Raw genomic sequence first — 15081 nt, 5'->3', positions numbered from 1 at the left:
GGAACTTTGTCGCATGAGTGCAAGCCCTGATAAAACGTGAACATCTCGGTTCATCAGGAGCGTGCACGGCTTGCTTATATAGTGCGATCAGAGCGCGTTCACCTGACCGATCGCCAAAGGCTCGGCGCTTTCGCCGATGCCGTTTTCCAGAGGTGCGCCAAACGCATCAAGGCTGATCTGGAAGCGATCACCCGGCTGGGTTTTCACGCCGTCGGCAAACGACAGTGTCGCGGTGCCGAAGTAATGCACGTGGACATCGCCCGGACGCAGGAACTGCGCGTATTTGAAGTGATGGAATTCAAGGTTGGCGAGGCTGTGGCACATGTTGTCTTCGCCGCTGAGAAACTCCTTTTCCCAGAGCGTTTGGCCATTGCGAATGATGCGGCTGGTGCCGGCAAGATGCGCTGGCAATGCACCCACGCGCAGTTCCGGACCGTAGGCGCAGAAGCGTAATTTGGAATGGGCAAGGTAGAGGTAGTTGCGCCGCTCCATGACATGGTCGGAGAACTCGTTGCCCAGGGCATAGCCGACGCGGTACGGCTGGCCATCCTCACCAATCACATACAGCCCGGTAAGTTCCGGTTCTTCGCCGGCATCTTCGGCGAAGGGTGGAACAGGGAAATCGGCCCCCGGCCGCACGACGATGCTGCCGTCACCCTTGTAGAACCATTCCGGTTGCGCGCCGGCTTGGCCTTCTGCCGGTTTGCCGCCTTCCAGGCCCCATTTGAAGATGCGCATGGTGTCGGTCATGCCGGCTTCGACGGCGCCTTCTTGCTGGTGCATCTTGTCGCGCGCCGAAGCGCTGCCCAGGTGAGTCAGGCCGGTGCCGCTGATCAGGCAATGCGCAGGGTCTTCGTGATCGAGCGGCGGCAATACGCGGCGCTCTTGCAACAACTGCGCATAGTCCGGACCCGGTCGCGTGCCACGGGCGGCCACTTCATCGGCCAGGCCGTGGTGACCGCGAATGGCCGCCAGAGCGAGCTCTCGGGTCGTGCGGGTATCATTGACCACCTGGACGTGGGCGCCCTCGACAACGCCAACCTGGCGTCCCCCGTCGGTGTTTTCGAATTGAATCAGACGCATGTGTGGCCTCCGGAACGTCATGGTTGGCGCCGCCCGCAAGCGGCGCCAAAGGGTCACTCGATGATGTTGAAGTCGCTCAGGTATTCATCGGAGATTTCCAGGCCCAGACCCGGGGTATTGTCGTCGAGCTGAATGTAGCCGTTGACCGGTTGTGGCTCGCCCTTGAACACGTAATAGAAGAGTTCATTGCCGACCTCGACATCGAACACCGGGAAGAACTCGGCCATCGGCGACGCCGTGGTCGACATGGTCAGGTGATAGTTGTGCATTTGCCCGGCGTGCGGGATGACGGGCACCGACCAGGCTTCGGCCATGGCGTTGATCTTGCGGGCAGCGGTGATGCCACCGACACGGTTGGTGTCGTACTGGATCACGTCGATCGCACGGCGTTCGAGCAAGTCCTTGAAACCGTAGGAAGTGAATTCGTGCTCACCGCCGGAGATCGGCATGATGCCCATCTTCTTCAGCTCGATGTAGCCTTCGATGTCGTCGGCAATCACCGGCTCTTCGAGCCAGCGCGGTTCGAACTCGGCGAGCTTGGGCAGCATGCGTCGGGCGTATTCCAGGGTCCAGCCCATGTAGCACTCGAGCATGATATCGACGTCGGGGCCGGCCAGTTCACGCAGGGCGCGCACTTGTTCGATGTTCTTGCGCATGCCGGCCGGGCCGTCTTTCGGGCCATAGCCGAAACGCATTTTCAGCGCGGTGAAGCCCTGGTTCAAATAGCCCTGAGCCTCTTCGAGAAACAGGTCGAGGTTGTCATTGGCGTAGAGCTTGGAGGCGTAGGTCCAGATCTTTTCCTTGGTACGGCCACCCAGCAGTTTGAACACCGGTTTGTTGACCGCCTTGCCCATGATGTCCCAGATCGCGATGTCGATTGCCGAGATCGCCGCCATGCCAATGCCCTTGCGGCCCCAGGCGTGACTCTGGCGGTACATTTTCTGCCAGATGTACTCGTTGTCGAACGGGTCTTCACCTATGGCGATCGGCGCCAGATAGGTGTCGATGATTTCCTTGGCCACACGTGGCGCCAGGGCGCAGTTACCGATGCCGACCAGACCGGTGTCGGTCTCCACTTCCACCACCAGCCAGCCGTGGAAACGGAACGAGCCCATGGCGTCGCCGCGCTCGAACAGAATGTCACTGGCGTTGGTGCAGAAGTGCGCCTGGGGCGGAACGACTTTGCCTTTCCACTCGAAAACGCGGGTACGGATGGCTTTGATTTTCATGGATTCAGGTTCCTTGCGCTGCCGGTTTCTTGTAATTGTCGAGTCGTGTTCAGTAGCTGTTGCCCGCCCATCCGGCAGGCAATTTCGAACGCTTGGCGAATGGCGCCGACATTGGCTTTGCCCTGCCCGGCAATATCGAACGCGGTGCCGTGGGCCGGGGTGGTGATCGGGATCGGCAAGCCGCCCTGCACCGTTACGCCGCGGGAGAAGCCCATCAGTTTGATCGCGATCTGCCCTTGGTCGTGGTACATCGTGACCACTGCATCAAAGGCACTGGCATCGCCCTGGACCTTGAGGAAAATCGTATCGCCCGGATACGGGCCTTCCGCGGCAATACCCATGGCCTGCGCCGAACGCACTGCCGGGCCGATGATGTCCAGCTCTTCGCGACCGAACGAGCCGTTGTCGCCGTTGTGCGGGTTCAGCCCACAGACGCCGATGCGCGGTTTTGCCAGGCCGCTGCGCTTGAGCGCGGTGTCGATCAGCTGAATCGCTTCGATCACCCTGGTCTGCGAGAGCAGGCCCGGCACGTCGGCCAGGGCAACGTGCGAGGTCACGCGCGAGGTCCACAGGTTGTCGAGCACGTTGAATTCGCAGAACGGCCCATCGAAGCCCAGCAACTCGGCGAACCAATGCAGCTCATCGCTGTGGGCCATGCCGGCCATGTGCAGCGAGGTCTTGTTCAACGGGCCGAACAGCACGGCGTTGGTAGTGCCGGCTTCGGTCAAGCGCAACGCCTGTTCAAGGGTGTCGAGGCTGTAGCGACCGCCGATGACACTGGCTTCACTGCGGGCAAATTCGCCCACGGTGTCGCCGCGAAAGTCATACAACAGCGGCGTGTCATCGACGAACGACAACTGCTCGAGCGATTCCACGCGGCGGTAAGGAAATTCCATTCCGGCGATGCGCATGCCGCGCTGCATTTCCGCTTCGTCGGCGATCAGGATCACGTTGGCCTGGCTGCGCACCGAGGGCTCGGCGAGCAGCCGTGCGATCAGTTCCGGGCCGATGCCCGCCGGGTCGCCAAGGACCATGGCGATGGATGTCTTGTTCATGCTTCACTCCTCAAGGGTTCAGGCCGTGTCCGGTCAAGGGTGCCCGGCTCGCAGCGATAGACGCGCTGCGCATTGCTGTAGAACAAACGCTCCTGATCGGCCAATGGCAGATCGGCAACGATGGATTTGAATCCGTTGTAGATGACGTCGAACGAGCCACAGAGGCTGTCCACCGGAAAATTGCTGGCGAACATCACGCGGTGGGTGCCGAACATCGCGATCACCTCGCGCACGATCCAGGCGTTGTCCTTGGCCCGCCACGCCTGGCGCAGCTGGCCGAGCCCTGACACCTTCACCTGCACGTTCGGCCACTCGGCCAGCCGCGCCATGGCCAGCCGCCAGGCGGCCAGGCCTTCGGCGCTGCGGTCATTGGGCAAGCCGGCATGGTTGAGAATCAGCGTGGTGCCCGGAAAATCCCGCGCCAGCCATTCCGCCTCATGCAGATTCCACCACGGTGTCTGCAGGTCGAAATGCAAGCCCAGCCCTTGCAGCACGGCATAACTGCGCCGCCAACGCTCGTCGCTCATCAGGCTGCGCACGCGCCCGACCTGCGCCCTTGTGGTCGGGCCTCCAGGCTTGTGGCGCACGCTGCGCACGCATTTGTAGGAGGCTTGCTCGGCCAGTACGGCGGCGGCCTCGGGATGATCCAGCCAGGCTTGCGCGACGATCGCATTGGGCAAACCGTAACGGCGGGCGAGTTGTTCGACGAAACGGGTTTCGCCCACCGGGTCCTGCGGGTCCCATTCCGATTCGATGTACACCGTCTGCACGACCTGGTGAGTACCGGTATCGGCGAGGTAATCGTCGGGCAGGTAGCTACGTTTGATCGCGCTGTAATCGCCATAGCGGAACGCCACACTGGCATCGGCTGCCAGCCACGGATGGGGATTGATCGAAGGATCCCAGAAATGATGATGGGCATCGATGATCGGACCGTTCCACAGCTCGGCCATGGCGCACCTCATTGGTGATTTATTGTTCTTTTGATTGATCGTTCTTCTGGGTGCAATCCACCGCAAAATACGGCGTTGGTGTGCACTATCGAAGGCTCCCCGATAACCGTCCAATCAAAACTTGGAATAGAGCGATAGCCTGGAGTTATCTCAACGGGGTTTTCGCGTGTCTGCGGATGGGTTGCAGCGAGCCGGAGTTTCTTATGAAATGGCTCTGGACCGGCACTTACACCCTGCTGCGCAGCTTTGTGCGGGGCTAGCTATAACCCCTGGTTATCGGTGTATGTATTGTTTTGACTAGACGCGGAGCCTGCACCTTCCCACACTCACTCCAGGCTTGCGGTTCGACCGCTCAGACAAGTCACTTATAACAACTACAAGAAAACGAGGCTCTTTCCATGCGAAATGCATTCGTCCGTCGCACATCCCTTCTCATGCTCGGCTGCTCCATGGCCGCTGCCGGCGCTTTTCCAGCGCTCGCCACGGCGGCCTGGCAACCGGACAAGAATGTCGAAATCGTCGTCGCGGGTGGGCCCGGGGGCGGCACCGACCAGTTGGGCCGCCTGATTCAGTCGATCATCTCCACGCACAAGCTGCTCGACGTCAACACCATCGTCCTCAACAAGGGCGGCGGCAATGGCGCCGAAGCGTTTCTTGACCTGAAGATGAACAAGGGCGATCCGGAAAAACTGGTGATCGGCACCAATAACATCTACCTGCTGCCGCTGGTGGCCAAGCTCGGTTACCAATGGCAGGAACTGACCCCTGTGGCGGCCGTCGCCGAGGATGACTTCATCCTGTGGAGCTACAAGGACGCGCCATGGAAAGACGCCAAAGGCTTCTACCAGGCGGCCCAGGCTGACCCCGCAAAAATGCGCATGGGCGGCAGCCAATCCAAGGATGTCGACCAGACATTGACCTTGCTGCTGAACCAGACCAACAACAGCAAGCTGGTCTACATCCCGTTCAAGAGTGGCAGCGAAGCCGCGACCCAACTGGCCGGCAAGCACATCGCCGCCAACGTCAACAACCCCAGCGAAAGCATCAGCCAATGGCGCGGCGACCAGATCGAGCCGCTGTGCGTGTTCAGTAAAGAGCGCATGACCTACACCGACAAAGTGGCCGGCGACAAATCCTGGGCCGACGTACCAACCTGTTACGAACAAGGCCTGGGCATCGATCAATATCGCTTCCCGCGCACCGTGTTCATGCCAGGCGACGTGACCGCCGAACAGCGCGCGTTCTATGTCGAACTGATGCGCAAGGTCACCGAGACGCCGGAGTTCAAGGCCTACGTCAAGCAGAATGCATTGGTACCGACCTTCCTCGAAGGCGAGCCGCTGACCGCCTACATCGAAAAAGACACCGCCCGCGTGACACCGGTGTTCAAGGAAGCCGGCTGGCTGAAAAACTGAGTCGCCTGCGGCCGTCCGCCTAAGGACGGCCGTCATCTGCTGGAGGTGTTTCATGTCCCATTCTTCGGATTCACCGGCGCTGGTCGGCACCCGCTGGGTTGAACTTGGCCTGACACTCTTCACCACGCTGATAGGCGTGGTGGTGATGTTCGGCAGCGTCGAACAGGGTATCGGCTGGGGCGACTCCGGCCCCGAGCCGGGTTACTTCCCTTTCTACATTGGCCTGCTGCTCAGCGCCGCCAGCCTGGGCAACGGCGTGTTGACCCTGGTGCGCTGGAAAGCGCTGAGTATTGCGTTCGTCAGCCGCAGCGCCTTTGGCCAGGTGTTGTCGGTGTTCATCCCGATTGCCCTGTTCGTCGGCGCGATGCCGCTGGTGGGCATCTATGTGTCATCGGCCTGCTTCATTGCCTGGTTCATGTGGAGTGACAAGGCACGCGCCACGCCCTACAGCAAATGGAAGATCGCAGGCATCTCCCTCGGTGCAGTGCTTGCCAGCTACCTGATCTTTGCGCTGTGGTTCAAGGTCCCGCTGGATGGCGGTCCATTGGGCGAATGGATTGCCCAGACCGTGAGATATTTCAAATGAGCGAATTCGATTCCTTGTTGCAGGGCATGAACCTGATCCTGACCCCGGGCCACATCGGCCTGATGGTGATCGGCGTGCTGTTGGGTATTCTGGTAGGGGTGTTGCCCGGTCTCGGCGCACCCAACGGCGTGGCGTTGCTGTTGCCGCTGACATTCACCATGTCGCCGGTGTCGGCGATCATTCTGCTGTCGTGCATGTACTGGGGTGCGCTGTTCGGCGGCTCGATCACCTCGATTCTGTTCAACATACCCGGCGAGCCGTCATCGGTGGCGACCACCTTCGACGGCTACCCGATGGCCCGCGAAGGCCGCGCGGCAGAAGCATTGACCGCCGCATTCAGCTCGGCGCTGATCGGTGCCCTCGCCGGTGTCCTGCTGCTGACGTTCCTGTCGACACGCATCGCCGAGTTCGCCATGTCCTTCAGTTCGCCGGAGTTCTTTGCGGTGTATCTGCTGGCGTTCTGCACGTTCATCGGCATGAGCAAGAATCCACCCCTGAAAACCGTGGTCGCCATGATGATCGGCTTCGCCATGGCAGCCGTCGGCATGGACACGGTGTCCGGCAACCTGCGCCTGACGTTCGACCAACCGATCCTGATGACCGGGATCAGTTTCGAAGTGGCAGTGATCGGCCTGTTCGGCATCGGCGAGATTCTCTGCACCGTCGAGGAAGGCCTGGTGTTTCGCGGTGAGCATGCGCGTATCACACCGATGGTCATCCTGCGCACCTGGGCCAAGCTGCCGCGGTACTGGTGGACGATCGTGCGCAGCACCCTGGTGGGTTGCTGGATGGGCATCACCCCGGGCGGGCCGACGGCGGCCTCGTTCATGAGCTACAGCCTGGCGCGGCGCTTCTCGAAAAACCGCGAGAACTTCGGCAAGGGTGAACTCGAAGGCGTGATCGCCCCGGAAACCGCCGACCACGCGGCAGGCACCAGCGCGCTGCTGCCGATGCTGACCCTGGGCATTCCCGGCTCGGCAACCGCGGCAGTGATGCTCGGTGGCCTGATGATCTGGGGCCTGCACCCCGGGCCGACATTGTTCGTCGAGCAGCATGACTTTGTCTGGGGGCTGATTGCGAGCATGTACCTGGGCAACGTGGTGAGTCTGATCGTGGTGCTGGCCACCGTGCCGCTGTTCGCTTCGATCCTGCGCATTCCGTTCTCGATCATCGCGCCGATCATCATCATGGTCTGCGCCATCGGCGCGTACTCGGTGCACAACTCGTTCTTCGACGTGGTGTTGATGCTGGGCTTCGGCGCCCTGGGTTACCTGTTCAAGAAGCTGGGCTACCCGATTGCGCCGCTGGTGCTGGCAGCGGTGTTGGGCGACAAGGCGGAAGATGCGTTCCGGCAGTCGATGCTGTTCTCGGACGGTCACATCGGCATCTTCTGGTCCAACCCATTGGTGGGCGGCTTGACCACGGCGGCTCTGCTGATGCTGTTCTGGCCGCTGATCTCCAAAGTGCTGCAAACCGTGCTGGGCCTGCGCAAATCCCAATTGCCGAAGACAAAATCGGTGCTGTGACACGCCGTGCTGGCAACGCCTGGCATTTGTTGTCAGGCTTGCCGCAGTTCATTTTCGCGAGCCCGGCCCATGACCCGAATTCCCGATGCCAACGTGATCCACGGCCGCCTGCGCCTGCGCCAACTGCGGCTGATGCTGACGCTGCAGGAATTCGGTTCATTGCGCCGCGCCGCCGATCATATCGGCATGACCCAACCCGCCGCGACCAAGATGCTGCACGAGGCCGAGGATCTGCTCGGTGTCGAACTCTTCGAGCGCCTGCCACGCGGCATGCGCCCTACGCCGTTCGGCGAAACCGTCACTTACTACGCGCGCATGGTCTTCGCTGAATTGAGCGGCATGCGCGAGGAACTGGTGGCGCTGGAATCCGGCAACCTCGGCCGGGTCGCCGTCGGTGCGATTCCGGCACTGGCCTCGGGCTTGTTGACCCGCACCATCGCCACCTTGAAACAAAGCCACCCTCGCCTGTCGATGAGCATTCAGGTCGACACCAGCGACGTGCTGGTGCAGGCGCTGTTGCAGGATCAACTGGACATCGTGCTGGGGCGGATTCCGGCCGGCGCCAGGGCCGAAGAACTGTTGTTCGACAGCCTGGGTGAGGAAGCCCTGTGCGTGATCGCCGGCGCACAACATCCTTTGTCCAAGGAAAAACAGCTGAGTTGGGCCGAGTTGCAGAACATGACCTGGGTGTTGCAACAGCATCCCAGCCCGATGCGCTCGATCATCAATCAGGTGTTTCACAACGCGCGCGTGGACATCCCCAGCAGCATCGTCGAAACCACCTCGATCATGACCTTGCTGTCCTTGGTACAGCAGACCGACATGCTCGGCGTCACCCCGGTGTCGGTGGTCGAGGATTATCCCGGACGACATCTGCTGGCGGTGTTGCCAATCAAGTTCGAAGCACGCCTGCCACCGTTCGGGCTCATCACCCGACGCCATCGCATCCAATCGTCAGCGATGCAGGCGTTCATGAACTCGGTGCGCGCGGAGCACGCGTTGGTCAAATGAGCGGCGAGAAGAATCAAGCACACTGATAAATAGACCGCGCAAATTAAACGTTCGAGAGCTTCGCGTGACGTTCGCAACGCCCTTTTCAACGCACTGAACTTTTAGGTATTTGAGCGATTGCAGAGGGCGCCGCCCGTGTCATACTACGTCCTACAACTAGAACGACAGGATGTCTCAAAGGCCCTGGCGCACGACCAAAGGAAGGCTGTTTTTCATGAATTTTGAAAGCGAACGCGTCCGCCAAATCTCCTCGTCCCCCAGCATGGTCATCTCCATGCGTGCCAAGCAGCTGTCCAGTGAGGGTCGCGACATCGTCGACATGAGCCTGGGCGAACCCGACTTCGACACCCCTGCGCATATCATCGAGGCCGCGCATCAGGCGATGCTCGACGGGCACACTCGCTATACCGCACCGCAGGGCACCCTGCCCTTGCGCAAGGCCATCGTCGCCAAGTTTCAGCGTGATAACGACCTGGCTTATAGCGTCGACGAAATCACCGTCGGCAACGGCGCCAAGCAGGTGATCTACAACACCTTCGTTGCAACCCTGGAACCCGGCGACGAAGTGGTCATACCCGCGCCCTATTGGGTGTCGTACTCCGATATCGTCACCTTGAACGGCGGCGTGGTGCGGGTGATTCCCTGTGGCATCGATGCCGGCTTCAAGCTCACGCCGCAGGCCCTGCAAAGCGCGTTGAACGACAAGAGTCGCTGGCTGATTCTCAACTCGCCGTCCAACCCCTGCGGGGCGATCTACTCTGAAGCCGAGTTGCAGGCACTGGGCAAGGTGCTGGAGGATTTCCCCAATGTGCTGGTGATGTCCGATGAAATCTACGAGCACGTGCTGCTCGCCGACCAGCCTTTCGTGTCATTCGCCAGCGCCTGCCCGCACCTGCGCGAACGCACCCTGCTGATCAACGGCGTGGCCAAGGCCTACGCCATGACGGGCTGGCGTATCGGCTACGGCGCAGGGCCCAAAGGTCTGATCGCCGCCATCAGCAAGATCCAGTCACAAAGCACGTCTGGCGCGAGCGCCATCAGCCAGGAAGCGTCCCGCGCAGCGCTCGAAGGCCCGCAGGATTTCGTCAGCCGTTGCGCCAGGGAATACGCCCAGCGCGGCAAGCTGCTGGTAGACGGCCTGAGCCAATGCCCGGGCCTGCGCCTGAGCGCGCCGGCCGGTGCGTTCTACGCTTTTCCGGAATGCAGCCAGTTGTTCGGCCGCACCACGGCGCAAGGCCAGGTGCTCGAGGACGACGTAGCGCTGTCGGCCTACCTGCTCGATCACGCCGGTGTCGCCGTCGTGCCGGGCGCGGCGTTCGGCATGCCAGGGTACTTCCGACTGTCATTTGCCACTTCACGCGAACAGATAACCAAAGCTGTCGTTGCCATTCGCGAAGCGCTTTCAGCCCTGCGCTGACGCTATCGCTTTTCGTTGTGCCAAAGCTGCCATAACAACATCGGAGATCTACATGCTCGATCAAAAGAAACAGCTGCTTGCCTTGGTTGTCGCGGTTTGCCTGGGCGCCAGCGCTGCGCAGGCTGAAGAACTGACCGGTACACTGAAAAAGATCAAGGAAGTGGGCACTGTCACGCTGGGCTACCGCGATGCGTCGCTGCCTTTCTCCTATCTCAACGACGCCCAGCAGCCTATCGGCTACAGCATCGAGCTGTGCAAGAAAATCGTCGACCAGATCAAGGTCAAGGTCGGTGAGCCCAACCTCAAGACCGAGTACGTATCGGTCGTTGCGGCCACCCGTACCCCGCTGCTGATCAATGGCACCATCGACATGGAGTGCGGCGTTACCACCAACACCGTCGAGCGTCAGAAGCAGATCGGTTTCCTGCTGACCAGCTACATCGCCAGCGCCAAATACGCCGTGAAGAAAACCGCCGGCATCGACAGCGTGGCCGATCTGAAAGGCAAATCGGTGGTAGTGATCACCGGCGGCAGCGGCGAGTGGATCACCAAGAACCTGGACCGCGAAAAACAGCTGGGCTTGAAAATCCTCAACGCCAAGGACGGCGGCGAAGCCTTCCTGATGCTGGAAACCGGCCGCGCCGTGGCCTATATCAACGACGACGTGCAGCTGATGGCAACCATCGCGCAAAGCCGCAGCCCGGACGCCTACACCTTGCTGCCTGAACCAATGTCAGCCGAACCCTACGCCATCGGCATCCGCAAGAACGATCCTCAATTCAAGACATTCGCCGACGATGTACTGCGCAACCTGTACAGCACCGGTGTGATCGATACGCTGTACCCGACCTGGTTCCAGCAGCCTATCCCGCCGAAAAACGCCACGATCAACTTGCCGATGAGCGATGCATTGAAGCAAGCCATCGCCAATCCGAACGACACCGGCGTCTGACCCGCCCCCTTCACGCCAGGCAGTGACGCGGCGCACATGCGCCGCGCCGCTGTGCGCCTGGCTGCATGCAGTGCTTCTCCCTGAACGTTGGTGTTGGCATGGATTACAACTGGAACTGGAGCGTGTTCTGGGATTTTGCTCCCGGAGAATCCGCCTCGTATTTGCATTGGTTGGTCACCGGCACGAGCTGGACCCTGGCGACCACCCTCCTCGCGTTCACCCTGGCGTTTCTGATTGGCGGCACGGTCGGTACCCTGCGTACCAGTACGGTGCGCCCGCTGGTATGGCTGGGCAACCTGTATACCGAGGTGTTTCGCAATATCCCGCTGCTGGTGCAGATGTTCATCTGCTTCTTCGTGGTCCCCGAACTGCTGCCCCTCTCCTGGGGCGACTACCTCAAGCAAGACCTGCCCTACCCGTCTTTCTTCAGTGCCGTCGTGGCCCTGACCCTGTTCACCTCGGCCAAGCTTTCCGAGCTGTTCAAGGCGGGCATCGAGTCGGTTGCCTACGGCCAGCGCGGCGCGGCGCTCGCCCTCGGCCTGCGGCCCACCCAGATGTACCTGAACGTACTGCTGCCGCAGGCGATCCGCGTGGTGTTCCCACCGCTGACGTCCGAAGCACTCAACACCCTGAAAAACTCTTCGGTAGCGCTGACCATCGGCTTGATGGAGCTGACCGCGCAGGCGCGTAACGTCAGCGAATACTCGTTCAATACCTTTGAAGCCTTTACCGCGGCAACGGTGATCTACGTGGCCATTTCACTGCTGATGACGTTCGTCATGGGTCGTATCGAAAGCTCCCTGGCCGTTCGCGGCGCGACGAGGTAAGTCATGTTCGATCTAGACCCCAGTGTCATCGTGCGAGCCATGCCCGCACTGTGGAACGGCCTGAAGTTCACCTTGTTACTGACACTTGTGGCGATGTCGGTGGGCATCGTGGTCGGCACCCTGCTGGCATTGATGCGCTTGTCGGGCAACCGCGTGATGCGCGGCTTCGCCCTGGGCTACGTCACGGTCATGCGCAGCATTCCGCTGGTGCTGGTGATCTTCTGGTTCTACTTTTTGATGCCGCTGCTGCTGCAGATGACGTTCCACACCGAACGCCCCGTGCAGATAGGCCCGGTGGTGACTGCCTTCGTGACGTTCTGCATGTTCGAGGCGGCGTACTACAGCGAAATCATCCGCGGCGGCATCCAGAGTATTTCCGGCGGTCAGAAACAGGCAGCCCAGGCCCTGGGCCTGCGCCCGTCGCAAGCGATGCTCTACGTGATCCTGCCGCAGGCACTGCGGCGCATGCTGCCGTTGCTGCTGACCCAGACCATCATCCTGTTTCAGGACACCTCGCTGGTGTATGTGCTGTCGATCGCAGACTTCACCGGCGCAGCCAGCAAATTCGCCCAGCGCGACGGACGCCTGGTGGAGTTGTACCTGTTCGTGGCCCTGGTGTACCTGGTGATCTGCTACCTGCTGTCGCGGCTCAGTAAACGCCTGAAAAAAAGCACGGAGAGAACCGCATGATCCAGATGAAAAACCTGAGCAAGTGGTACGGCGATTTCCAGGTCCTGAAAGACTGCACCACCCAGCTGTCGCGCGGTGAGGTGATGGTGGTGTGCGGGCCGTCCGGCTCGGGCAAGAGCACCCTGATCAAGTGCGTGAACGGTTTGGAGCCGGTGCAGGAAGGACAGATCTCCATCGACGGCCAACCGGTCACCGGCCGCGGTGTCGACCTGCCGAAACTGCGTGCCCGAGTGGGCATGGTCTTCCAGCATTTCGAGCTGTTCCCGCACCTGACTATCGTGGAGAACCTCAACCTGGCGCAGATCAAGGTGCTCAAGCGCGATGTCACCACCGCCACCAGCAAGAGCACGGCACTCCTGGAGCGCGTGGGCCTCAAGGCCCATGCGCACAAGTACCCCATTCAGCTGTCCGGTGGCCAACAGCAACGAGTCGCCATTGCCCGCGCCCTGGCCATGGACCCCATCGCCATGTTGTTCGATGAACCCACCTCGGCGCTGGACCCGGAAATGGTCAACGAAGTGCTGGATGTGATGGTGGAGCTGGCAGGCGAAGGCATGACCATGATGTGCGTCACCCACGAGATGGGGTTCGCCCGTAAGGTCGCCGACCGCATCGTGTTCATGGACGGCGGCGAAATCATCGAGGACGTGAAATCCGAAGAGTTCTTCAGCGCGCCCCGCTCCGATCGTGCTCGCAGCTTTCTGTCGAAGATCTTGCAGCATTGAGTACCCGACCCGGCGCAGAAACCAGGCTTACATATTGATGGCCCGAACCAGCCGCACGCCCCAGTCCTCGTCGGGGTTGGTTGTCCCATCTCCTAGCCGTTCCTGCATAACCGCTACGCCCAGATCACGGCGCTTTGGCAATCTCTCGCGCTCAGCGGCTTTCAGGGCAGGCTCGATTTCTGCGTTCGAAAGATCCGTGCAATAGACAGGCGCCCCTGGCTGCTGGCGCCAGGAGTCCGCCAGCGGACCGGCGTAAACGGCGTCCAGCCCCGTATCATTGACCAATGACATGGTCACATCGCGATCACGATCGCGATCGGCTGATACCGGAATGGCGATCCGATCGGCTGCTCCGGCAGGCTTTCCTTTTTTGGCCAGCGAGGCCGATCCGATTGCATTCCACGCTTTGGCTATCGGGCGGCCTAGTTGCTCTGTGACCCACAGACTCTCTACCTGGCCGCGCTCAATGGCATCGATCTTCTGGTCGCGGAAAGGATAATAATTCGAGGTGTCGATCACGACCGTCTCTGCCGGAAGACTAGCGATAAGCGGGGCGATCCCAGGCAGGCGGTTGAGAGGGATGGACAGGATGACGACCTCAACATCGACCAGTGCGTCTTCGGTCGTTACCGCTCGAGCACCCGACGCCAGCAGTTCTGGAGCGATGGAGTCAGGACCTCGAGAATTGGCTACCTTGACGTCATGTCCTGCTTCGCTCAGACGCACAACCAGTGTTTTGCCGATGTTTCCGGTTCCTAGAATGCCAATTTTCATGAGGGTGTCCTTAGATGAAGTAAAGCTTTGTTTGAGTTGCATAACTGGACGCTCACACTGAAGATCTGCATGTGTTTGGGACATGCCATCAGTGGGGAGCCGTAACTTCTCGATTTCGCTTGATGACAGTGTCGTGGTCGAGCGACGTTGTGCTTGCTGCAAACTCGGCCATCAGGCTGTCACGATGATGAGGAGCGATTTTTTTCACGGCGTGAGCCACTGCCCACTTGAGCTCTGGCAGCGTCAGTTCGGTGCAGTAGGCAGGCGTGCCTGGTTGCTGACGCCATGACAGCGCAAGGCTTCCTGCATCAAATGGCTCGAATCCGGCGTCTTCGATCAGCTGAAATGCCACTGCCTTTCCAGCCTGGGAGTCACCGGATACGGGCATAGCGATCCTATCTATGGTCCCTTTGGGCTTGCCGCCGTCGGCCAATGTTTTAGCCAGTGCAGCGTTGAACGTCTTGATGACAGGTCGCCCCAGTTGCTCGCTCGACCACACACTTTCAGGCGTGCCTGCATCGACTTCCGCAACACGTGTACCGAACTGCGGATAATAGTTCGAGGTGTCGATCACAATGGCCTCTGGGGAAGCGCTGGCAACGATCCCAGCAACCTGCGGGATGCTTGCAAACGGGATCGACAAGATGATCACTTCTACATCTTGTGTGGCTTCATGCGAAGCGACTGCGATGGCACCTATTCGATCGGCAAACTGCTGGATGTCAGTCGGCCCCTTGGATCCTGCCAACTTGACTTTATGGCCTGCGGCGACGAGTTTACGTGCGAGGGTTCCGCCGATGTTGCCTGCGCCGATAATACCTATTTTCATATACTGTCC

Annotated in this window: 15 protein-coding genes; 9 read left to right on the top strand and 6 right to left on the bottom strand. The window is 60.5% G+C overall.

All coding sequences use genetic code 11. The features are described from left to right. Positions 1–87: 87 nt before the first annotated feature. From araD1 to IFT76_RS09050, 4 genes are read right to left on the bottom strand one after another with little or no spacing between them, the layout of a single operon-like run. Entirely contained in the window at positions 88–1083 is a 996-nt protein-coding gene (gene araD1, locus IFT76_RS09065) for an AraD1 family protein (protein WP_192058000.1), read from the bottom strand. A 53-nt stretch (positions 1084–1136) separates the two neighbouring features. Further along, complete coding sequence (locus IFT76_RS09060; protein WP_122476260.1) at positions 1137–2312, bottom strand: L-rhamnonate dehydratase; 1176 nt, start codon at positions 2310–2312, stop codon at positions 1137–1139. Beyond that, positions 2309–3367 carry a 4-hydroxythreonine-4-phosphate dehydrogenase PdxA gene (locus IFT76_RS09055; RefSeq protein WP_192057998.1) on the bottom strand — a complete coding sequence of 353 codons (1059 nt, stop codon included), beginning with the start codon at positions 3365–3367 and terminating at the stop codon, positions 2309–2311. The genes IFT76_RS09060 and IFT76_RS09055 overlap by 4 nt, the downstream gene beginning before the upstream one ends. Continuing rightward, positions 3364–4320, bottom strand: a complete 957-nt coding sequence (locus IFT76_RS09050) for an amidohydrolase family protein (protein WP_192057996.1) — start codon at positions 4318–4320, stop codon at positions 3364–3366. The genes IFT76_RS09055 and IFT76_RS09050 overlap by 4 nt, the downstream gene beginning before the upstream one ends. A gap of 398 nt (positions 4321–4718) precedes the next feature. Between IFT76_RS09050 and IFT76_RS09045 the strand changes: the two genes are divergently transcribed. The 9 genes from IFT76_RS09045 (at position 4719) to IFT76_RS09005 (ending at position 13469) form a co-directional block, all read left to right on the top strand. Then, positions 4719–5735, top strand: a complete 1017-nt coding sequence (locus IFT76_RS09045) for a tripartite tricarboxylate transporter substrate binding protein (RefSeq protein WP_185794374.1) — start codon at positions 4719–4721, stop codon at positions 5733–5735. A 52-nt stretch (positions 5736–5787) separates the two neighbouring features. Then, complete coding sequence (locus IFT76_RS09040; RefSeq protein WP_122476268.1) at positions 5788–6321, top strand: tripartite tricarboxylate transporter TctB family protein; 534 nt, start codon at positions 5788–5790, stop codon at positions 6319–6321. Beyond that, positions 6318–7847 carry a tripartite tricarboxylate transporter permease gene (locus IFT76_RS09035; RefSeq protein WP_192057994.1) on the top strand — a complete coding sequence of 510 codons (1530 nt, stop codon included), beginning with the start codon at positions 6318–6320 and terminating at the stop codon, positions 7845–7847. Before IFT76_RS09040 ends, IFT76_RS09035 begins: the two co-directional genes overlap by 4 nt. A gap of 69 nt (positions 7848–7916) precedes the next feature. Then, a complete protein-coding gene (locus IFT76_RS09030; RefSeq protein ID WP_122476272.1) occupies positions 7917–8858 on the top strand; it encodes a LysR family transcriptional regulator in 942 nt (313 codons plus the stop codon). Positions 8859–9072: 214 nt separating this feature from the next. Beyond that, entirely contained in the window at positions 9073–10275 is a 1203-nt protein-coding gene (locus IFT76_RS09025) for a pyridoxal phosphate-dependent aminotransferase (RefSeq protein ID WP_192057992.1), read from the top strand. Between the two features lie 52 nt (positions 10276–10327). Then, positions 10328–11227 (top strand): transporter substrate-binding domain-containing protein, encoded by a 900-nt coding sequence (locus IFT76_RS09020; RefSeq protein ID WP_192057990.1) that lies wholly within the window; start codon positions 10328–10330, stop codon positions 11225–11227. Positions 11228–11325: 98 nt separating this feature from the next. After that, positions 11326–12054, top strand: a complete 729-nt coding sequence (locus tag IFT76_RS09015; protein WP_192052989.1) for an amino acid ABC transporter permease — start codon at positions 11326–11328, stop codon at positions 12052–12054. Between the two features lie 3 nt (positions 12055–12057). Beyond that, a complete protein-coding gene (locus IFT76_RS09010; RefSeq protein ID WP_192057988.1) occupies positions 12058–12744 on the top strand; it encodes an amino acid ABC transporter permease in 687 nt (228 codons plus the stop codon). After that, positions 12741–13469, top strand: coding sequence for an amino acid ABC transporter ATP-binding protein (locus IFT76_RS09005; RefSeq protein ID WP_122476282.1), 729 nt, complete (start codon positions 12741–12743; stop codon positions 13467–13469). The genes IFT76_RS09010 and IFT76_RS09005 overlap by 4 nt, the downstream gene beginning before the upstream one ends. A 27-nt stretch (positions 13470–13496) precedes the next feature. Here the strand turns inward: IFT76_RS09005 and IFT76_RS09000 are convergent, their stop codons facing one another. Continuing rightward, positions 13497–14285 (bottom strand): NADPH-dependent F420 reductase, encoded by a 789-nt coding sequence (locus IFT76_RS09000; protein WP_192057986.1) that lies wholly within the window; start codon positions 14283–14285, stop codon positions 13497–13499. Between the two features lie 46 nt (positions 14286–14331). Continuing rightward, complete coding sequence (locus IFT76_RS08995) at positions 14332–15072, bottom strand: NADPH-dependent F420 reductase (protein ID WP_192057985.1); 741 nt, start codon at positions 15070–15072, stop codon at positions 14332–14334. Positions 15073–15081: the final 9 nt, after the last annotated feature.

This window comes from Pseudomonas sp. CFBP 13727 (assembly GCF_014841915.1).
Lineage (GTDB): Bacteria > Pseudomonadota > Gammaproteobacteria > Pseudomonadales > Pseudomonadaceae > Aquipseudomonas > Aquipseudomonas baltica.
This window is presented reverse-complemented; position numbering and strand designations above follow the sequence as displayed.